The organism is Pseudomonas sp. WS 5051, from assembly GCF_012985715.1.
GTDB classification, from domain to species: Bacteria; Pseudomonadota; Gammaproteobacteria; order Pseudomonadales; family Pseudomonadaceae; genus Aquipseudomonas; species Aquipseudomonas bubulae.
In genome coordinates, this window is sequence record NZ_JAAQWV010000004.1 from 404,176 (window position 1) to 425,176 (window position 21,001).

Annotated in this window: 13 protein-coding genes, 1 tRNA gene and 1 pseudogene; 5 read left to right on the forward strand and 10 right to left on the reverse strand. The window is 54.5% G+C overall.

Going from position 1 to position 21,001, the window contains the following annotated elements:
• The 6 genes from HBN79_RS09085 to HBN79_RS23970 all read right to left on the reverse strand — a co-directional run bounded on the left by HBN79_RS09085 (position 1) and on the right by HBN79_RS23970 (position 9,996).
• Positions 1–1,017, reverse strand: a complete 1,017-nt coding sequence (locus HBN79_RS09085; protein WP_095002833.1) for an ABC transporter permease — start codon at positions 1,015–1,017, stop codon at positions 1–3.
• A gap of 75 nt (positions 1,018–1,092) precedes the next feature.
• Positions 1,093–2,673 (reverse strand): ABC transporter substrate-binding protein, encoded by a 1,581-nt coding sequence (locus tag HBN79_RS09090; RefSeq protein ID WP_169916580.1) that lies wholly within the window; start codon positions 2,671–2,673, stop codon positions 1,093–1,095.
• Positions 2,674–2,823: 150 nt separating this feature from the next.
• Positions 2,824–3,375: a D-alanyl-D-alanine dipeptidase gene (ddpX, locus tag HBN79_RS09095; RefSeq protein ID WP_095002831.1), complete on the reverse strand. Its 552-nt coding sequence runs from the start codon at positions 3,373–3,375 to the stop codon at positions 2,824–2,826.
• 38 nt (positions 3,376–3,413) lie between these two features.
• On the reverse strand, positions 3,414–4,277 hold the full coding sequence (locus HBN79_RS09100) for a MurR/RpiR family transcriptional regulator (protein ID WP_095002830.1): 864 nt from the start codon (positions 4,275–4,277) through the stop codon (positions 3,414–3,416).
• A 553-nt stretch (positions 4,278–4,830) separates the two neighbouring features.
• On the reverse strand, positions 4,831–5,721 hold the full coding sequence (locus tag HBN79_RS09105) for a hypothetical protein (RefSeq protein ID WP_095002828.1): 891 nt from the start codon (positions 5,719–5,721) through the stop codon (positions 4,831–4,833).
• Positions 5,722–5,826: 105 nt separating this feature from the next.
• Positions 5,827–9,996: a YadA-like family protein gene (locus HBN79_RS23970; protein ID WP_275942187.1), complete on the reverse strand. Its 4,170-nt coding sequence runs from the start codon at positions 9,994–9,996 to the stop codon at positions 5,827–5,829.
• Between the two features lie 2,838 nt (positions 9,997–12,834).
• Between HBN79_RS23970 and HBN79_RS09115 the strand changes: the two genes are divergently transcribed.
• Positions 12,835–13,260, forward strand: coding sequence for an SRPBCC family protein (locus HBN79_RS09115; protein ID WP_095018644.1), 426 nt, complete (start codon positions 12,835–12,837; stop codon positions 13,258–13,260).
• Entirely contained in the window at positions 13,257–13,685 is a 429-nt protein-coding gene (locus HBN79_RS09120; RefSeq protein ID WP_095018645.1) for a MarR family winged helix-turn-helix transcriptional regulator, read from the forward strand. Before HBN79_RS09115 ends, HBN79_RS09120 begins: the two co-directional genes overlap by 4 nt.
• Before the next feature lie 575 nt (positions 13,686–14,260).
• On the opposite strand, the gene HBN79_RS09125 is transcribed toward HBN79_RS09120, so the two are convergent.
• A tRNA-Leu gene (locus HBN79_RS09125) sits at positions 14,261–14,345 on the reverse strand.
• Positions 14,346–14,425: 80 nt separating this feature from the next.
• Here HBN79_RS09125 and HBN79_RS09130 point away from each other — a divergent pair.
• From HBN79_RS09130 to HBN79_RS09140, 3 genes are all read left to right on the forward strand, one after another.
• Positions 14,426–15,799, forward strand: a complete 1,374-nt coding sequence (locus HBN79_RS09130; RefSeq protein WP_169916582.1) for an integrase family protein — start codon at positions 14,426–14,428, stop codon at positions 15,797–15,799.
• Between the two features lie 419 nt (positions 15,800–16,218).
• Positions 16,219–16,512: a hypothetical protein gene (locus tag HBN79_RS09135; protein ID WP_169916583.1), complete on the forward strand. Its 294-nt coding sequence runs from the start codon at positions 16,219–16,221 to the stop codon at positions 16,510–16,512.
• Positions 16,509–17,687, forward strand: coding sequence for a relaxase/mobilization nuclease domain-containing protein (locus tag HBN79_RS09140; protein ID WP_169916584.1), 1,179 nt, complete (start codon positions 16,509–16,511; stop codon positions 17,685–17,687). The genes HBN79_RS09135 and HBN79_RS09140 overlap by 4 nt, the downstream gene beginning before the upstream one ends.
• Before the next feature lie 78 nt (positions 17,688–17,765).
• Here HBN79_RS09140 and HBN79_RS09145 read toward each other — a convergent pair whose 3' ends face one another.
• From HBN79_RS09145 to HBN79_RS09155, 3 genes and pseudogenes are all read right to left on the reverse strand, one after another.
• On the reverse strand, positions 17,766–18,005 hold the full coding sequence (locus HBN79_RS09145) for a hypothetical protein (RefSeq protein ID WP_169916585.1): 240 nt from the start codon (positions 18,003–18,005) through the stop codon (positions 17,766–17,768).
• 1,469 nt (positions 18,006–19,474) lie between these two features.
• Positions 19,475–20,086, reverse strand: a pseudogene (locus tag HBN79_RS09150) (IS3 family transposase); the annotation flags it as partial.
• Between the two features lie 243 nt (positions 20,087–20,329).
• Positions 20,330–20,824 carry a helix-turn-helix transcriptional regulator gene (locus HBN79_RS09155; RefSeq protein WP_262372321.1) on the reverse strand — a complete coding sequence of 165 codons (495 nt, stop codon included), beginning with the start codon at positions 20,822–20,824 and terminating at the stop codon, positions 20,330–20,332.
• Positions 20,825–21,001: the final 177 nt, after the last annotated feature.

The following is a 21,001-nucleotide window of genomic DNA, read 5'->3' on the forward strand; positions in this document are numbered from 1 at the left end:
TCAATTCACCTCGCCGATGCGCGGGTCGATCACGCGGTACAGCAGATCGATGGCCATGTTCAGCAGTACATAGATAAACGACACCAGGATGGCGAAGCCCATCACCGCCGGGAAATCCAGGGACTGGATCGACTTGACCACATAGGCGCCCATGCCCGGCCAGGCGAATACGGTTTCGGTCAGGACTGCACCGTAGAGCAGGTCGCCGAGGGTCAGCCCAAGCACCGTGACCGAAGGGATCAGTGCGTTGGGCAAGGCGTGGCGCAGGATCACGGTCCATTTCGACAAGCCATAGGCGCGGGCGGTGCGGATATAGTCCTCGCCCAGCTGGTCGAGCATGGCAGAACGAATTTGCCTCGAGATAACCCCAAGGGTCACAAAGCCCAGGGTGGCTGCGGGCAGGATCAGGTGCTTGAGTGCATCGACAAACAGGCTGAAGTTACCCGCCAGTAATGCGTCAATCAGGTAGAAGCCGGTAATTGTCGACGGTGGCGTCAGACCTTCGGACAAACGCCCGCCGCCAGGCAGCCAGCCGAGGTGGCCGTAAAACAGCACGATGGCGCCCAGGCCCAGCCAGAACGCCGGGGTCGAGATGCCGGTCACGGCCAGTGTGCGGGCGATCTGGTCAATGGCACGATTGTGATAGACCGCCGACAGCACACCCAGCGGCACGCCGACCAGGATGGCCAGAAACAGCGCCACCAGTGCCAGTTCCAGGGTGGCCGGGAAGAACGCCTGCAAGTCTTCCAGCACCGGACGATTGGTGCGGATCGAGGTACCCAGGTCGCCCTGCACCAGGTCGAGCACGTAACGGCCGTATTGCTGGTACAGCGGCAAATCCAGGCCCAGTTGATGACGGATGCCGGCCACCAGCGCATCGCTGGCCCGGTCACCGGCGATCAGCCGGGCAGGGTCGCCGGGAATCAGGTGGGAAATGGTAAAGGTAATCAGCGAGACACCGAACACGACCAGTAACAGGCCAAGCAGGCGCTTGCGCAACAACGTCAGGAAGGCCATAGGGCACCTCAGTCACTCTAACGACAGAAATCCACAACCGTGCGCGCCATTGCCGGCGCGCACGCAGCAGCAGCTTTACTTGCTCATGCTGCCCAGGTTGAACACTTGCTCAAGCATGGGATTGAACACATAGCCTTTGACTGAATCACGCATTGGCAGGGTGTAGCTCTTTTGAAAGAGGTAAACGTAAGCGCTGTCGGCGAGCACTTGTTTTTGCGCCTGCTGGTACAGCTCGGTGCGCTTGCTCGTGTCGCTGGTGGTTGCCGCTTCACGGATAAGGGTGTCGACCTGGGGGTTGCTGTAGAACGAGCGGTTGCCCTGCAGACCCTGCATTTTTGAGTCGAACCAGAAGTTCATGAACATGTAGGGGTCGGCGAAGTCCGGGCTCCAGGTGCCGACGGCGATGTCATAGTCGGCCTGGCCAACACGTTCGCGCAGGGTGGCGTTGGCGGTCTTTTCCAGCTTGAGGTTGATGCCCAGGGGCATCAGCGCGGCTTGCAGGGTCAGGCCGATCGGTTCCCAGTTGGCGTCCTTGTCCGAGTACATGTAGCTCAGGTTGGTGATTTTCTTCGGCACTTTGGCCAGGCTGTCGGCGGCGGCCTGCATGTCCTGTTTCATGGCGGGCAGCGAGCTGTCGTAGGCCCACATGCCGTCCGGGATCGGCCCGTTGAGCAATTCGGCCTTGCCCTTGAGAATACCCTTGACGATACCGTTGTAGTCCACGGCCTCGGTGATGGCCCGGCGCGCATCGACGTTGGTCAACGGGCCCTGCTTGTTGTTCAGGTAAAGGTAGGTGACCCGCAGCGACGGGTATTCCTTGACCACCACGCCTGGCTTGCTGGCCAGTGAGCCGAGCTGGTCTTCAGGCATGTCTTCGATGATGTCCAGGTCACCGCGCTCCAGTTGCAGGCGGCGTACCGAAGGCTCGGCGATGATTTTCAGTACCACGGTTTTCAACGCCGGCTTGGCCCCGGCGTAGTGGGGGTTGGGTTCCATGGTCAGGGACTGGCCTTTCTGCCAGCTGGCCAGGCGGTATGGGCCCGAGCCTGCGGTATGGCTGGAGAGCCAGGCGTTGGCTTCAGCGCCCTTGTTGGCCACCAGCGGGTTGACGATGGACGCGCCATTGTGGGCCAGGGTAAACAGGAACGGTGCGAACGGGGTTTTGAGGGTAAAGCGGACGGTTTGCGGATCAACCACTGCGACCACCATGTCTTCCGGGAATGCACCCGACGGCCCTTGCTTGAGGGTCATCAGGCGATCGAAGGAAAACTTGACGGCGTTGGCGTCGACTTCGGTGCCGTCATCGAACTTGTTGCCGGTTTTGAGCTTGAACTCCCAGACCAGGTTGTCCGGCGACACAGTCCAGCTTTCGGCCAGGTCACCCTGGACTTCGGTGCTGCTTTTTTCGCCGTCGGTCTTGTAGCCCACCAGTCGCTGGTACGACGGGTAGGTGATGGTCCAGTCGTTGTTGTCGAAGGTCACGGCCGGGTCCAGGGTCTGCGGGTCGGCAGGCTTGCCGATAATCAGCGTGTCCTGAGCGGTGGCCGCGGTTGCGGCTTGCCAGGCCCCTAGGCTCAGGGCGGCGCAGAGCAGGCCAGGCAGCAGTGAGCGGGTACGTGAAGCGGTGGTGCGGGTCACGGTATCAGTGAGGGTCATGCCGGTTTCCTTCAACATTTGATGTCTGGAAGTAGGTTTATTTTTGGAATCTATAACCGGGCAGTAGCAGGTCAAGCAGGTGTGCAGCGTTTTCTTGTTGTCTTCAAACAGTGGCGCTGGCCTCGAAACTCTGTGGTTTCGTGGGCCGTATCATTCGTTGATCAGGGGGTAGTCGTCGGCGTTGGGCAACTCGTAATGCCACCACTCAGTGGCAATTGCGTGGAACCCGGCGATCAGCATGATGCCCAGCAGCAGCAGGCGATTGCGCTGCACGTTGACCGGCAGGTCGGGGTAGAACTGATGGGACTGGTCTTGCATCGCGTCAAAGGCGGTGCCCATGTCCAGCGGCTGGCCGTCGCTGTCCACCAGGGTCAGGTCCACGGCGACGCCGCGGCTGTGATGGGAGCCCAGGTGCGGGTCGCGCACGTAGTCGCCATTGGGCAGGGCTTCCCATAACAAAAACTGTGCATAGGGCGGTCGGTAGGCGTCATAGATACGCAGGGTAAAACCCGCCAGGCTGGCCAGCTCGACGGCCTTGCGCAAGCACTGGGCGGCATCGCGATGCAGCTGGCAGCGGGCGTTGGGGTAGATCACTTTGCCGGCCAGGTTGTCGGCGGTGGCATAGATCATCTCGATCTGTACCTGGTACTGCTCGGCATCGATATCAACGAGCGGGCTCGGGCTTGCAACGCTTTGGTTCACACAAACACTCCAGTGCTGTTTTGTTTTGGGCGAGGGGCTCAGCCTTCGAACTGGCCGAAAGCTTTTTGCAACTGACGGTTTTTGGCCAGGCGTGCATCCAGATGCTCGCCGTATTTTTCCGCGACGGCCGACACCAACAGGTTAAGCAGGCACGCCAGGGGGGCCGGTGAATCCCAGAACTGGCCAACATCGGTCTTGATCTGCAACAGATCCAGGGTCGGGTAGTCCCGGGCCCATGGGCACTGCAGATCGGTGATCAGGGCCAGTGGTAAATCGTTGTCGATGGCGGCGTCACAGAAGGTCTGGGTGACGCTGGAATAGGCGCGAAAATCGGCAATGATCGCGTAGGGGTTGGCAAAGCCGGAGTTCAGGGTTTCGGCATAGATGCCGGAAAGGCCGTCAACGTAATAGACCTTGGGGCGGATGTATTCGAGGTGGCTGTGAAACGCGGTGAGAATCCCGCGGGTGGACTGGATGCCGAGGATAAACACCGCATCGGCTTGATGAATGCGCTGCACGATACCGGCAAAAGCGTCGCTGCGGGCCAGGCCGTAAACCTGCTGGATGGCCTCGACTTCGCGGTGCATGGAGCGTTCTAGGGCATCGTCGTTGGTGTTTTCGGCGCGAAAGGCGCCGATGCGGTCGGTGATCAGCCAGGAGCCGGGTGCGTCACCGCGCAGGCTCTGCTTGACCTCATCGAGGTTCTGATAACCCAGCGAGCGCAAGAACCGGCCTACGGAAATGCCGCTGGTGCTGGCCTGCTGGGCAATGCTGTCGGCAGACTCGAACGGCAACTGCTGCGGATTGCCCAGCAAATAACTGGCGATGCGCTTACCGGTGGGGGTCAGGTTGGAGAACTCATGTTCCAGCAACTGAAGAAAACTGTTCTTTTCCGGGGACATAGGAGCACGCCAAGCATGTGATTGTTATCGGCGTGTCATTTTCTCGCCTTCTGTTAGCAACATAACATTTGTTTTCGAAACAACACAATGTCTTTTCTGCGGGTTGCGTTTTTTCAGCAATGGCGTGTTTTTAACGGTTGCAACGAGCACCCTCGGGGCTCGCCTGGCAGTCAGAGCGCGATGCCCCTTTCATGCCAGGCCATGTGGCCAAGATGGCGAGCTTGTTCAAAGGTTTTGACTTGCTGGCTTTGCCCGGCGTGCCGAGCACCGCCATGGCGATTGATGTTCGCGAGGTGTGGGTGGGTGAGAAGGACATCGTTGTGCGCCCGCGGTACTCAGTCACACCACGGCTGGAACCTCACAGATTTGCCAGCGATCAGCCTGCCAGCCTGCCAGGTGAGGGGGATGCGGGTGGGGTTGCAAATGACGGGGGTTTTTCGCCGGAGATGGTCGTCTGTTGCAGGAAATGGCCAGGCACTAACAGGCGTAATGTTGTTTGTCTGAACTGTGGGAGCTACTTTGCTCCCACAGAGGACTAAGGTTGCAGATGCGCTCAAGGTTTGACTGCTGTGGTTGTGCCCGGCAACGTTTTTAACGTTGCTACCAATGCCGGATCAAAGTACGCCACGTCCAGCCAGTAGGTTTTACCCAGCAACTGGCCAGCTCCATACCAGGGAATATGGTTGTAGCTCAGGTTCAAACCGTTGTAGTCGTACTCAAATGAATGTCCGCTGCTGGAGGTAAACTTGAAACCGGTGTCAGAGTATTCCTTCAACGTATACTGATCATTCTTGGCGTTGGTATATAACTCCTTGACCCGCTGCAAGTACCCGGGGGCAATGATTGTAAACAGGCTTTTGGCACGCTGGTTGTATTGATCCAGGGTCAAGCCTGGGGTCTGTGCCAATTGACTTGCAATAAGGGCAAATACGTCTGCATCGGACTTGGCGATTGCCAATTGTACCCGTAGGTAGGTGTTCAGTTTTTGTGGGTCTATATGCATCGTTCTCGGGTGTCTTTCCCGCGTTTGTTCGTTAACCGTTTCAACCATGAAATCGCTGGTTCTTGGCAGCACCATTGGCGAAGTTGCAATGTAGGCTGCGCATGCGGTCGCCCGGTGAGACATGTCCGGATCCACCAGCAATGATAATGGATCGCCCTTTGCTGGCGTTATGCTCAGATCGACACCCTGTTTTTTCAAGGTTTCAGCAACTTGATGCGCGGTACTTTCACCGCGAGCCATTGCGCAGACATGGTGCATCATCACATCGTTACGCTGCCCTTCGACCATGGGAACCATCCCCATGACTGCCCTCTGGATTATTGGCAGTGCCGGGAGCATTACGCCATGCGGCTCCCTGTTGGCGAAAATTTGTGGAGCGCCGTCGCAGCCTGCCATCAGCGCCAATGAGATAACCCATCCGGTTGTTTTGAGCAATGACATGGTATTCGCCCTGTTTTTTTGGATTAACGCCCCGGCACCAATGGAGCCGTGCCGGGGCGGCAGTGACGGGTGTTGACCGTCGTTGGTAACTGCTTCAGTTCATGCTCACCACTGGTAGCCCACACCGACACCGACCCCAAAATTGCCCTGGGTAGTGGTACTGGCCTGGAGCTTGGCCACCCAGTGGCCGTTATCGGAGACTCTCGACACGCCGAACGACAGCGCTCCTTGCCCACGATAGGTGGCAGCGCCCAAAGCTGTCATGCTGGCGCCAGCAACGTAAGGCTGTGGCAGGCTGGCCATGGCCATGGCCCCGGCGATCCCTGCGCTCAAGACACGGTCCTGTTTCTTCAGGTCGCTATTGAGCTGCGAGAAACGTTGGTCGGTGTAGTTGTTGGCATTGTTGGTGGTGTTCGCCGAAATGCTGTTGAGTTGATCGAAATTCACCGCATCGGTGCCCTGGGTTGCTGCCGCGACATGGGTGATCTGCCGTTCGCTGCCTGCTGCCCCTACCGAAACGCTGTTGTCGCGAGTGGCTGTCGAGTTAGCACCCAGTGCGACGCTGTTTGTAGCTGTAGCTGTTGCTCCGTTGCCCACCGCGACTGCTTGCTCCCCGCCGGACTTGGCACTGGTACCAATGGCCGTGCTTTTGTTGGCGGAAGCTTGCGAGCCGGCACCGCCCGCCACCGCATCGGTACCTGTGGCCGCAGGCGTGGGCAATGCACTGGTGTTATTGACCTGGAACATGCCTTCCGTTCCGTTCTTGATATTAGTGACGTCGTTAAGGACCTGTGAGACATTCCCGCCTATGTTGTTGACCGCCGTATCGGTGTACTGATTGGCCTGTGTTATGGCACCGCCAAGCTGGCTGACATTGACTGCATCGTTGGGTGCAGAACCTGCTGCTACACCGGTAATCTGGCGACTGCCCTGCGCAGTACCTACCCCGACTTCCCCCACGGATGTTTGCAATGTAGTCAGGCCCGTAGCGGTGTATCCCGCCTGTGCGCCGACGGTAGTGATCGAACCCGAGCCCAGGGCAACGCTTGATGCATGACTGGCTACAGCCCCGGCTCCCAGCGCTACTGACTGTTCACCTTGGGCCTGGGCCTGGGTACCGATGGCAACCCCGGAAGCCATCAACACCTGGCTGTTACCGCCCAATGCAATCCCGCCAGTTGCCGCCTGGCTGACCACGGCGTTGTTACCCATCCCTATACCGTTGTCAGCATTGACGACAGTTGCAGGCCCTACGGCGATGGCGTTCTGGCCTATAGCCAATGAGTCCTGCGGGTTAACAGAATTGGCGTGGAAGAACATGCTGCCGGTGGAACTGAGTGAGCCGACGGCTCCGCCCAATTGACGCAGGGTCACGGCATCCTGGGCACTGGTCCCGTCCGCCAGATTGATCAGTTGACGATATTGACCGGCTGAACCCAGCGAGAGCGCACCCAACAATGTTGCATCCGTCGTGTCGTAGGCTAAGGTGCTGCTGCCTGCCGGGATGGCGCCGCTTGCCGGTGCGATGGCACGGTCCGATACCGATCCCTGCCCCAATGCAACCCCTCCGTTTACCGATACGCTGGCCAGATTACCCAGTGCCACGCTACCCGTAGAGCTTGCCAGAGCTCCGGCACCGGCGGCGAAGGATTGAGCAGCACTGGCCTGTGCTTGAGGACCGATAGCGATGCTGTCCAGGCCTGTGGCCGCGCTGTCAGCAAGGGTTGAACTGGTGTGGAAGTACTTGATGCCTGCGCCGCTATTGAAACTGTTGATCGCGGTTGTATTGCCGGCGATATTAGTGGTGTTTGTGGTGACCTGTTGATTGGTGGCGAACAGTTGGCTGCCGTTGATGGCATCGGTACTGGTGCCGCTGATCTGACCAGCAGCCACATTGGTGATTTGCCGTTCTGCCCCGACACTGCCGACGCTGACCACGCTGCCCGGTGTGGCACCGGCAAAAGTGTAAGTGACACCGCCGATGGTTGCCCCGCTGGTGCCGACTGCTGCGGCAGTAGTGCTGTTGGCGCCGAGAGCAACGGCACCGGCGTTACTGGATGTTGCGCCGGAGCCCAGAGCCAGCCCTTGTGTTGCGCCTACAGCCACTGTGGCCGCATCACCCAGGGCAATGGAACCTGCCTCGTTGGCCTGGGAGAGATTACCCAGGGCCACGCTGCCTTGAACATTGGCGGTGTTGTCGGCGCCCATGGCGACTGCGCCGGTACCTGTTGCAGTGTTGGGATCACCGATGGCCACGGCGCCGTTACCGGTTGCGATATTGCCTGCGCCGATGGACACGGCTTTGCCCCCTGTAGCCTGTGCCGAGGTGCCGATGGCTACTGCATCTGCAGAGTTGGCTAGCGAGCCGTTACCCAGCGACACAGAACCGGCTGCGCTGGCACTTGCTCCCGAACCGGCTGCCAGGGAGTTGCCGCCGCTGGCGGTGGTGTTGGCACCGAGGGCGATATCAGAGGCATTGAGGGCCTGGGCATTTGCTCCTGCCGCTGTGGCATCCGAACCTGTCGCCGACGAGTCGGCCAGTGTTGAGTTGGTGTGGAAGTACTTGATACCTCCACCGCTGTTGAGAGTGTTGATTGCGGTTGTATTGTTGGCGATATTGGTGGTGTTGGCGGTGACCTGTTGATTGGTGGCGAACAGTTGGCTGCCGTTGATGGCATCGGTACTGGTGCCGCTGATCTGGCCAGCAGCCACATTGGTGATTTGCCGTTCTGCGCCAACGCTGCCGACACTGACCACGCTGGCGGGTGCTGCCCCGGCAAAGGTGTAAGCGACGCCGCCGATGGTTGCCCCCGTGGTGGCGACTGCCGCCGCCGTGGTGCTGTTGGCGCCGAGTGCAACGGCACCGGCGTTACTGGATGTGGCACCGTTACCCAGGGACACCGCTCCGGCTGCGGTGGCACTTGCCCCCGAACCGGCCGCCAGGGAGTTGCCGCCGCTGGCGGTGGTGTTGGCACCAAGCGCGATATCCGAGGCATTGAGGGCCTGGGCATTTGCTCCCGTCGCTGTGGCATCCACACCTGTCGCTGAGGAGTCGGCCAGTGTTGAGTTGGTGTGGAAGTACTTGATGCCTCCACCGCTATTGAGGGTGTTGATCGCGGTTGTATTGCTGGCGATATTGGTGGTGTTGGTGGTGACCTGTTGATTGGTGGCGAACAGTTGGCTGCCGTTGATGGCATCGGTACTGGTGCCGCTGACCTGACCAGCAGCCACATTGGTGATTTGCCGTTCTGCGCCAACGCTGCCGACACTGACCACGCTGGCGGGTGCTGCCCCGGCAAAGGTGTAAGCGACGCCGCCGATGGTTGCCCCCGTGGTGGCGACTGCCGCCGCCGTGGTGCTGTTGGCGCCGAGTGCAACGGCACCGGCGTTACTGGATGTGGCACCGTTACCCAGGGACACCGCTCCGGCTGCGGTGGCACTTGCCCCCGAACCGGCCGCCAGGGAGTTGCCGCCGCTGGCGGTGGTGTTGGCACCAAGCGCGATATCCGAGGCATTGAGGGCCTGGGCATTTGCTCCCGTCGCTGTGGCATCCACACCTGTCGCTGAGGAGTCGGCCAGTGTTGAGTTGGTGTGAAAGTACTTGATGCCTCCACCGCTATTGAGGGTGTTGATCGCGGTTGTATTGCTGGCGATATTGGTGGTGTTGGTGGTGACCTGTTGATTGGTGGCGAACAGTTGGCTGCCGTTGATGGCATCGGTACTGGTGCCGCTGACCTGACCAGCAGCCACATTGGTGATTTGCCGTTCTGCGCCAACGCTGCCGACACTGACCACGCTGGCGGGTGCTGCCCCGGCAAAGGTGTAAGCGACGCCGCCGATGGTTGCCCCCGTGGTGGCGACTGCCGCCGCCGTGGTGCTGTTGGCGCCGAGTGCAACGGCCCCGATGTTGTTGGATGTTGCCCCTGAGCCCAGTGCCAACCCTTGGGTAGCGGCGTTGACCACAGTGGCTGCATCGCCCAGGGCAATGGAACCGGCGCTGTTGGCCTGGGAGCTATTACCCAGCGCCACGGAACCTTGGCCTGTTGCCGTATTGGCATTGCCCAGGGCCACGCTGCCCTGGCCGTTGGTGGTATTGTCGGCGCCCATGGCGACTGCGCCGGTGCCGGTTGCCGTGTTAGGGTCACCGATGGCGACAGCGCCGTTGCCGGTGGCTGTGTTGCCTGCGCCAATGGATACGGCTTTGCCGCCAGTGGCTTGCGCCGAGGTACCGATTGCGACGCTATCGTTCGAGTTAGCCAGAGAGCCGCTACCCATGGAGATTGCCCCGGTTGCGGTAGCTCTTGCGTTCGAGCCGATAGCCAGGGAGCTGGCAGCGGTTGCCTGTGAAGTGCTGCCGATAGCAATGCCGTCTTGGCCAGACGCTATCGTGCTAGCTCCCAGGGCTACGGAGGCTATACCTGAAGCAGTGCTGCTGACGCCTAAGGCCATAGAGCTTGCACCAGAGGCCCTGCTATTGAAACCAAGCGCGGTAGCGTTTATGGCTAAAGCTTGACTGGAAGTACCCACAGCTGTCGAATTTTGGCTGTTGGCAACGCTTTCAGCACCCAGGGCGGAGGCTCCCAAGTCTGAGGCATTGCTGGTTTCGCCCAATGCGACAGAGTTAGTGCCAGAAGCATTACTAGATAATCCGATAGCAACAGAGGAAGTGCCGGTAGCGACGGCAAGTCGCCCGAATGACTCAGAGCTGTCGCCTGTTGCAACGGAAGCCTCACCGATCGCAACACTTCTGTTCCTGGCAGTGGAGCCAGAGGCGGCGCTAATGGCTACGGAATAGAAGTCTACGGTCGCCGGCGCACCACCATTACCTGTTGCCGAACTGTTACTGATCACGCCTCCCGATATTGCCGTGCTGGAAAAGGCAAATGTGGGTAGCAGCCCTAATGACAGTCCAACAGTAACAATCACTAATGTTCTTATGCCCTTGCAAGGTCCGCTTTTATTTTTCTTGTGCGCAAACTCACTAGTGACTACCCAACTGCCCAAGGAGTAATTCCATACCACAGAAAAAATCTTGTTCATGATTGTTTATGGCGGGATGTACGCCAACCTCTGATGAAAGAATATGATGTGCATCAGAAACTACCGCCTTTGCATGCGGTATCTGAGTGTTGGTTAAAGACCAGGGCGCTTGTGACGAGCGGGCGGGGCTTTGTTGTGCGCAAGCCAAATGCTAGTTGCTCCGGCACAATAAGGGGTGTGCATGTTGTCCGAGGCCTCTTGAGGGGAGGTAGATGTTGCTATCAAACAGTGTTATTGGATCCGGTTTTAACAGTGCGAGCGCGTTACTGATATTTAAGCTATAAGTCGCGCACGAAACCATGGCAGCCCAGCAGTGAGTAGGTAGTCTTGATGGCTCATATTTTTAAAGTAGTACGGCTGTAGGTTATTTCAAGTTGTGTAACTAGTGTTCGGATGTTTTTCGTGCGAGTAATGAGGTGGGCTGATTGTTTTTAAAAAGTATATGTGTAATTAAAAGGGGGGGCGTCCTGCGCTGGCAGGATTGCGGTTGGGTAAGTTTTGAGTGGTTGTATGGCTGCTCAAGAGATTGAAAATGATCATTTTTGTCTTATTTTTAATGGTTTTCGGTGGGTGCACGTTATGTCTCTTAATGTAAAGTCCAGACCACTTGGCTGTCGTTGTGAAGGGGCGTTTGTAGTAGAAGACGGTGAAATATCAATTCGATCTTAATGTTATGAGGTTTTAGGTATGAGTCAGCGCAGCAGGTGGGTGTTGACGATAGTTGTTATATGGTTTGTTTAATCTGATGTGTTTCTGCGTGGCTGGTAGCAGGCTAGTGGCGCCTTGTTGCAGTTTGAGTGGTCGCGCATGTGCAGTCCTGGTAATGCAATTGCTCGGCCTTGTAGTGTGGGTTCTCAGGTGATGAGGCGAGGTGTGGGGTGGTTTTTGTATGTCGGTTTTAATATAGGTGATCTTTAATTTGATGCTTTTAATTTGCATTGTTGTTATGGCGGTCAGTAGTAATATAATAAATATGGCATGGCGAAAAGAACCAGAGGGCGCTGCCCGGTCACGATGTTTTTGCTGGTGTAGCCTGTGTCTGAACGAGCGGGGGATAGGTTCTGTACAGGTTGCTCATGCGCTTGCGTTGAAGTCCCTGCTGCAAGGGTAGTTGCCTTCTTTTCGATGTTTACTGACGAAGAGCATATGTGGGTGGTCGTGAGTAGCGTCAGTGCATTCAACGGCGGAGAAATGTTTCGCCTGAATGCTGTAGTTCATAGCGCAATATCGGCTGACAGCACTTTCAGTCTATTGACTATGGCCCGCTCTCATCAGGCAGCGCGGGTGTCGGCGTTGTTCTTCATGGTGCCGCTATTGGCATCGGTAATGGCGAACTAATTGCTCGATGAGGTCATGCCAGGGTTGGCATGGCATGGCATGGCGTGGAGTGGAATGGTTGTTGCTGTGCTGGGGGTTTGGCTCGCTGAGGGAGTGACGTTGAACATGACCCGACACCAAGCAGTTCTCGATTGGTGGCAGTCAAGCGAAGACCTCGCCAACCACTCGAAACAATGAACGATGGCATAACCCGAAAAAATCGCAGCGAACAAAACAAAGGGCCTGCACGAGAAGTCTTATGCAAGCCCTTGATTTGTTTGGTGCCCGAAGCCGGAATCGAACCGGCCCGTCATTATGAACGGGGGATTTTAATTCAAAAAATTTATTTTTTAAAAACAGTAGGTTAGATCTGTGTCTGTGTATGTTTCGCAGCGAGACGGTGCCAGGACCCTGAAGGCCATTGCTTCTACGTGATCAAAAATAATTGCTGTGAAGAATGCCCGTCAAAAATCATTTGGTTGGGTTGCCTTTTTGCCGCCCCTTTGACGGATGTAAATCTCGGTCATCACGACCGTTGTATGCCCCAGCTGGCCACTGAGCCTGAGTCGTATCTCGGCGGTGTGCTTATTGTATTGCCGTTGGTGCTGACTGGTGATGAGCAGGGAGTCCAACTCTGGAGCTGAGTCCTAAGAGGATCGTGTTTGTAGCGATTTTTACCAGCCGTTGCTGGTGTGTGGTTTTATATTGTAAATGCATTTACAATTATTTTGACCCTACAGACGCAAGGCAAAGGCCATGGAAATCAAAGAGTCTATTGAAATCAGATCGACCCCCGCGCAAGTGTTCCGCTTGTATAGGGATGCGGGACGGTGGGCTGACTGGGACCCAGAAGTGAGTAGTGCCAGCTTGCCTGGCGGTCTCAAGTTGGGAGCCAAAGGTTGGCTTAAACCCAGGGTAGGGCCCAAGGCTGGCATTCAGATTGTTGAGATGACCGAAGAAAAGTCGTTTTCGGCGCAAAGCCGTTTGCCGTTATGTCGCATGGAATTCGGGCACCTGCTCACGGAAAAAGAGGGGGGCACTGTCGCAACTCACTGGGTTGAATTCTCCGGGCCATTGAGCTTTCTGTTTCGATACCTGATAGGTAGATCCATCCAGGCAGCGTTACCCAATACGATGCAGGGGCTTAAGAAGTCCAGTGAAGCCCGGGCAAGCTCCCTATGAGTGTGAGCAAGGACGGCGTCGAGGAGAACTGGAGTGGTTCTGCCTTCGCGGGGCCAAGCGACAGCCCTGGATTCAGACTCTGGCGCGACTTTTTGGACTGGCAGCGTCAACTTAATGTCCGCTTGAAGCCCTTGGGGCTTACCCAGCCACAGTTCGCTATCCTGGCTGTAAGTGGTTGGCTGACTAGAGAGGGCGAGCAGGTGACTCAGCATGGAATCGCCAGTTTTACCGGTATGGATCGCATGCATATTTCGCAAATCATATCCCGCCTGGGTAAGGACGGGCTTATTGAAAAGCAAGTGAACCCGCAAGATCATCGCGCAAATCTGGTGTCACTTAGCGAAGAGGGCCACCGACGATTGCGTGCTGCTATGCCGATTGTTGAAGGCTTCGACAAAGAGTTCTTTCTAACGCGCAACACCTGATTACCTGTCTGGAAATCAGGTGTGATAACCCCCGAGCCCGGCCTAGTGCTGGGCTTTGTGTTTGCGCAGGAGAATGACGCCCGTTTTGGCAGGAAGACAGAGAAGGGGTAAAAAACAGAATCGCGGAGCGGTCTGTTTTTTTGCGGTGAAAAAACAAAGGGCCTGCACGCGAATCGCATGCAAGCCCTTGATTTGTTTGGTGCCCGAAGCCGGAATCGAACCGGCACGTCCTTACGAACGGGGGATTTTAAGTCATCTTACCCGTCGCCAGCATACAAAAGCAGTTGAGCGCTGAGGCCGGCTTTTGCCCGTACTTATAGGCTTAAAAACTTGTTAAAACAGTAACTTACGGACATTCTTAGCTGCATTAAAGAGCGGGTGAAAGCTGAGCTCGGCAGGCCTGGAATGGCGAAAGCTACCAGCAGAGCTCCCACGCCAGCTCCCAAATAGCTCCCAAGCCGGCTACCAATTTTAAGGTGCTGCATACCAAATCGCAGACAGCAAAAAACACCAAGGTCTCGGTAGACGCTGGGGACAAATAGGGGTGTTTTTTGATTGAGCGGGATGAAGCTAGATGGTGCCCCGAGCCGGAGTCGAACCGGCACACATTTCTGCGACGGATTTTAAGTCCGGTGTGTCTACCAATTTCACCATCGGGGCTGATGTTGCGGTAAAGCAGGCGACGATTTAACCCCAAAACAAAGTCAAAATCAATCACTTAACCAGGGAAACGACGTGTTATGGCCTTGAAAATTAATTTTACTAAGTCCACGCTGGACGACCTGACGTGCCCGCAAGGCAAATCCGACATCCTAGTGTACGACACGGAAATCAAAGGTCTGGCGATCCGGGTCACCAAAGCAGGCGGTAAAACTTTTTTTGTGGTGCGCAAAATCAAAGGGCGAGACCACAGGATTAAGCTGGGTGCTTTCGACAAACGCACTACAAAAATTCCGATGATTCGCGACGAAGCCCTGTCGGTGTACACGAACCTGGAAGCGATGCTGGAGGAAAAAACCACGAAAGACTTGCAAGAGGAAGTGACTGTCGAGAGCGCATTCGAGGACATGCTGATCGCAAAAGCGAAGCTCACTGAGTGCACCATCGACGACTATCGCAAGACTTTTAAAAATCACATTGCTCCAAATTTGTCCGGCAGGCCTTTGCGCACAATAGCCGCTAAAGATGTGACCGCCCTGCACGCAAAGGTGACTAAACCGTTGCCAAAAAAGGATGGGACACTTGGCCCGCCACGGGAGAGGACGGCTAACAAGACACTATCCCTGCTCGGCTCGATCTTTTCGTTTGCCATAGCCTTTTACGATAGCGGCTCAAAAAGGCTGGTTGAATACAATCCAGTTGACATCATGACTACGCTAAAAATCTGGCACGAAAATAAGCGATCAAAGATACGCATAAATCCTAATGAGCTTGGGGGGTTTATTGCAGAGTGCCTAGCTATTGCTGATCAGCAGCCGATGCGAGATGTGCCAACATCTTTTAAAACCGTTTCAGCCGCTGTCCTCTTTATGCTTTTTAGCGGAGTGCGGCCAGGGGAGATTGCAAAAATTCGCAAGACGGATATACACCACCCGACTAGATCAATCATCTTTTCGGCGCGGACAAAACTCAACGAACTTGACTCCCTGAAAAATGGAGAGGAATTTCACTTGGTACTAAGTGACAGTGCGTATTGCCAACTCCTTTATGCAATGAAGCACTCAATAAGCGAATACGTCTTCTCCGGAGTTTCGCAAGAAAAAATCAGTGAATCCAGTGTCAGGGATTTTCTGATTAGAGTTCAGAAAAAGGTTGGTACAAGCCTACCCCGGAAAATTATGCGAGCTAGTTTTATCTCGACAGCTCAAAAAGCTCGTATTGGTCAGTATTATACTAAGGTTCTATCTAACCATGGTGGGAAGGGACGATCCGTGGATGTGACGGATGGGTATAAAACCGATTATCTCTCGGAAATCAGGAACGCAATTACACTTGTGGAAAGCGATATTCATACAATGTCTAAAATTGGAAAAGATGTTGTTTGCCGAGGATTGCTGGAAACTTTGGCCCCGCTCGATCAAAAAGCAATGGATCAGCTGGTAGCACACTCCTAAAAAAACCATCTAGACTAACTTAGTCACGCCTTAGATTATTCCGCGCGCTCAGTTGCTAAATCACTCTGCCATACTGCGAATCCGCAATCATATATTGCGACATCCAACCATGTCCGCACTCTCCCTCTGTGAATCCGCACTCACTTACTGCGAAAATACTCTTATATAGTGCGAGGTAGCCAATACCCGCACTCCCATACTGCGATTTTGCACTCACCCACAGCGAACATTCATACAACCGAAAATACATCACTATATTTTCGAAAATACTTCCACCTACTACAACTCCACCGGCACAATAATCTTGTATCAGTAGATAGCCAGTTGTGTCTGTGGCAGGCAATAAGCGACTACTCACATCCCTTCGGGTGTTGCGTTGATAAAAGCTAACCAATAAAAACAATAATAGGTAAGCCAAGATGAAGAACATCGAGAAGCAAAATAAAGAAACCCGGATAACTTTTAGACTTAACAAGTCTGAGTTAGATACCCTGAATTCCAAAATGAACGAGGCAGGCTACAAGTCCGCAGGTGCCTTTATCCGTGACTTCGTTGCTAACGGTCATGTAAAGCCCAAGGTCACCCAGGATGTCGTCCAGATCGCCAGGGAGCTCATGAATCTCGCATCGCTGATCAACGCCGACCGCCCCGGCAGTGAGCTCCTTGAAAAAGTGAAGTACATCGCCCAGGTAAACCTCGGGGGTGTTCAATGATCGGCAAGATTTTTCCGAAGTCAGCAGGCTCTTTCAAGAACCGCATTCGATACATCTTCGGCTGCACAAAGCACGACCACGGGATCAGCGGAATCCGTACGATCAGCTTCAACACCATGAGCAAAGATCCACTGCCAGGCGTCCTTCAGGGTAACGAAGCAGACCTCGCGGAGATTATCAAAGAGTTCGACCAGATTGAGACCCTTCGCCGCTTCTCAATCGACTCTGAGAAAGCCATCAAACCGGTCTTCCACGCAATGCTGTCCCTGCGCCCCGGAGAGTCCCTGACAACTCCACAATGGCGTCAGGCGGTCACCAAATACATGACTGATCTGAGCTTTGACGAGACTAACCAGTACGTCGCTGTAATGCACCAGGACAAGGATCATCAACACGTCCACATCGTCGCAAATCGCATCCGGCTCAATGATGACTTCTCCATGGTCAGGGACAGCAACGAACGCTCAATCAGCCTGGAGTCAGTGTCGGGTATCGAAGACCGCTTCAACCTGAGCAAAGCCCCTAAGCCGAAGGGCACCTGGGGCGTCTCGATCACCCATGCCGAGCTCCAAGCATCGATTCGCGACAACGACCTGCCTTTGAAGCACAAGATGATCACCAAGATCGCTGGAGCTATCGAAGCCACGAACGCCCAGGATGGCGACATGTTCGACTTCGTCCGGGCGCTGAGAAAGCAAAAGGTCTACATCAAACTGACGCTGAACGACGATGGCCAACCCAAAGGGATCTCGTTCGAATTTGACGGCAAACACATCAGTGGTAGACAGCTCAAGCGCTCAAGATTGACTTGGCACAAACTAACTACACAGGAAGGAATACATTATGACCCCGAAACCATTTCAGAGCTTCAGGTCGAAATTGTTCGAAGAGATCAGGACGAACATCAAAGATCTGAGCGACTCCGGTACTTCTACCTCCTATTCGAAGGCGGCGCGCGACGAATCCCGATCAAAGTCAAATCAAACAACTGGAGACTCGACAGAGACGTCAAAGCGATCCTAGAAGCCCTGGAAATGCTGCTAGGTATCGATCTGACCTTAAAGGGCGCTAACAACAGGCCATCCAAGTATTATGTCGAGTACATCCCAGGCCAGCCTCTGGTTCTACCCGCCAAAAAGCCAATGGAGTACGAGTTTGATTCACTGCATCCATAATGCTCGGTTCGTTATTGGTGATGGCGTACCCGGTCAACGCGTTGCTGGGTACGTTTTCAGCCTTCAAAGTGGCGATGACTACATCCAAACGCAACCAATCCAAGATCTAGGAAAACGTAGGTGAGCTTTTTGTTGAAGACAAAAGCTGGCAGCACGCACCAGACCGCCGACTTTAAGTACGACGATGCGCGGTGTCAGGATTGCAGGGGTTTCGATCATGTCGTAGCGCGTGACATCGACTGGTTCGAAAGACGATTTCTTCCATTGAGCCGCAGATCCAGCAGCGTAAAAACTCTCAAAAAAAGTGTCTTGGATCATGGTGAGCCGGCCAGCACCGTTAGTTGGCGCGCTGATGTCGACAGCAGTAAACTGATTTTTTCGACTTTTTGAGCCGGCCAGTAGAGTTGCTCGACACCACCTACGCTCCATTTCACCCGTTTCGGGGCTTCGGTTTTTATCTGGTAACCTTTAGCTGCCTTGATTTGATCATGGCTCTGTGAGTTGGCATGGCTTATTTTAATACAGCCTTTTTATCGTCACTTTGCGTAGGCTAGCCAAGCAAGGATCATGCCCATTCAAGCGGTTATTGGACAACCTCATGATCGCTATCGCCCGCTTTCCGCTACGTAGCCTCCCGACGAAAATCTAGCTCGATCGTCCAAGTGTCCGCGGCCTCAACAATTTTGGTCGCGCTAATGTTTATGGGTGCAGCGCTGTCCGTGAGCGTCTAGACAGGTCACCTTCCTAGTCCCAGCGTTAGGCTGGCAGAGTCTGGGTATTTGATTGACGCTAATTAGGCCAGTTTTTGCCGCAGATCATGAGGGGAGGCTGAGGAGGCGGTGACGAAAAAAACGGTCGATGGTGGCGAATCAATCCTGAACTACGGCCTTCATTAAGTGTGTCCGGCTGAATCTGGAATGGATGGCAGAATGTACTGGAGTAGCTGACTGGATGGCCGTGAGAACGATATTGAAACTCAACCTGAAACTGACGTGCAGTAGAGCAGAGTGGAGCAACCAGCTGATACGCTAATCGATTGTCCCGGGGCAGAGGGCACCGCTACATCTGTTCAACATAGGTTCGCCAGTGAGGCTGTCCTCAAACCAGACATTTTGATGGTGTGCCGATTCCCAAAATCTAGACGTAATTATCCCAAAAAATTACCGCTTTCATTTGAGATCAAAAGATAAGCTAGCCGGCCTGCGGCCGAATAAGCGATTCTCTGAAATCCAGCCCATGTACAAGTTTTAGGAAAAGCACAAGGAAGATGAAAGTTGATTTCTATAATTTCTGCAGTTTTATATTGAAGTGCGTTCAGAAAGAGAAGAATGGTTTGCTTTTTAAGTATTTTAAAAACAGCTAAAAAAGTTGTCAAGGCCTCAAAATGATATATTTCTAATTCTAATTTGACAGTATTGTGGGTTTTTAGTGATCTACCGAGCAGTGGATGTGATATTGGCTGATTATTGAATTGTAACAGGGTGTGTTTCGCATGATATTGATTTGATATGAAGTCCTTAATGAGGGTTAAGGCATGATGCAATGATAGGGTTTTTGACGAAGAATCCTGTATTTATAATTCAGGCAAGGAGAGCCAGCGGTATAGTGCTCCCCCCGTGAGTATTCAATTTATGCATGGCGAGTAGAGGATGCCGCGAACACTCTTAACCCCCGGGTAAGCGCTGCCGGAATGTTTTTTGATAACTCGCCATGATTAAGTTATGAGGTTGACTATGTCTGGGGTTGAATCAGCACTCATCTTGACGGTTTGAATCGCCCCGGGTTCTTTAGACCCCCTGAAAGCTCATTGCGTAACGCTTTTCAAACTCTACCGGCAACAGCTGATTGTTGAAACCATGACGAAGTTTCGCGTTGTAGAAAATCTTGATGTAATAAAACACATCACTACGTGCATCTTCCCGCGTGGTGTAGATTTTCCGCTTGATCCGTTCCCGCTTTAGAAGCTGGAAAAAGCTCTCGGCCACGGCGTTGTCATGACAGTTGCCTCGACGACTCATGCTGGCAACCAAATGGTTCGCTTTTAAAAAACTGCGCCAATCCGAGCTGCTGTACTGGCTGCCTTGGATGGAGTGAACCATCACCTTGTGTTTCGGTTTACGCCTCCAAACCGCCAACAATAACGCATCAATTGCCAAATCACCGGTCATCTGCGACTTCATTCACCAGCTAACAACCTGACGAGAAAACAGATCCAGCACCACAGCCAAATACAGCCAGCCCTCATACGTACGGATGTCGGTGACCCAAACTTTGTTGGGTTCTCTGACATCGAACTGGCGCCTCAGCAAACTGGGTGCGGCGACCGCTGGCTTACCGCCGTACTTTCCAGGACTACGTCTATACCCTGTCCAAGAGCGCAGCCCTTCAAGACGCATAAGCAGTGAGCGATAGCCGGTTCTGATTCACACGCGGAGGTGCGAAAGTGGCAGCCGCCCTTGGGCACAGGGTTACTAGTTTTCCGTGCATGCGCGGCGGGAGGCTTGGGGGATGGGATGTCGCATCCCGACAGTTGCCCCTTGGTGAGCATGCGTGAGACCTCATCGAGTAGAATCCAACAGTGCTGCCTAAGAGTGGCCGGCTGTGGAAGCCACCGCTAGAGCTAGACCGCGAGGTACTTAGACTCATTGACTGGCGGCGGATCCAGAATCTGAATGCCAGATTTTATGAACGGTTGAAGCAGCCATCCCTAATTTTAAAGATGTCTGCTTCTGCGTCATTCCTTCAGCTTTGCAGGCAAGCACAGCCTGAATTCTATCTGCCGGGATAGGTCGCTTGCCGGCTTTGCCTGTTACTAAACCACCGCCTTCGAAATGGCTCGGTAAACCAGAGAGAACCCCTAGCGCTTCAAGCTTGTTCATCTCTGCCAGCAGACGGGCATTGAACGAAGTGAGAGATTCTTGACGCTCGTAAATGGATGCCATCGCCAATAAAGCAATGGGGTCGACTTCCAGTCGCGCGCTGATGCGCTCGAGCATGTCGAGTGTGATGTTGGTCTTCGCGTGCTCGACATTGTGCAAATGCCGTGCTTCCACTGCGCCACCTAGTTGCTCTTGAGACAGACCTCGAGCAGTTCTGATCGAGCGTAGGATCGCTGCCAGCGTTGATCTCGAAGGCATGGGTGCTTCCCGTAAAGGGAAGGATAAGGCCACATTGAACAATTCATATCCATGTAATATAGTGCGTAATTGTGAATTTCAGGTGAGTAGCTACCACCGCACTGCACTGGCGCCGATGGTTGGGCTCCGTCGTCAGCAGCGGTTTAGTCCATATTTGTCAATTTAAAGGAATTATCG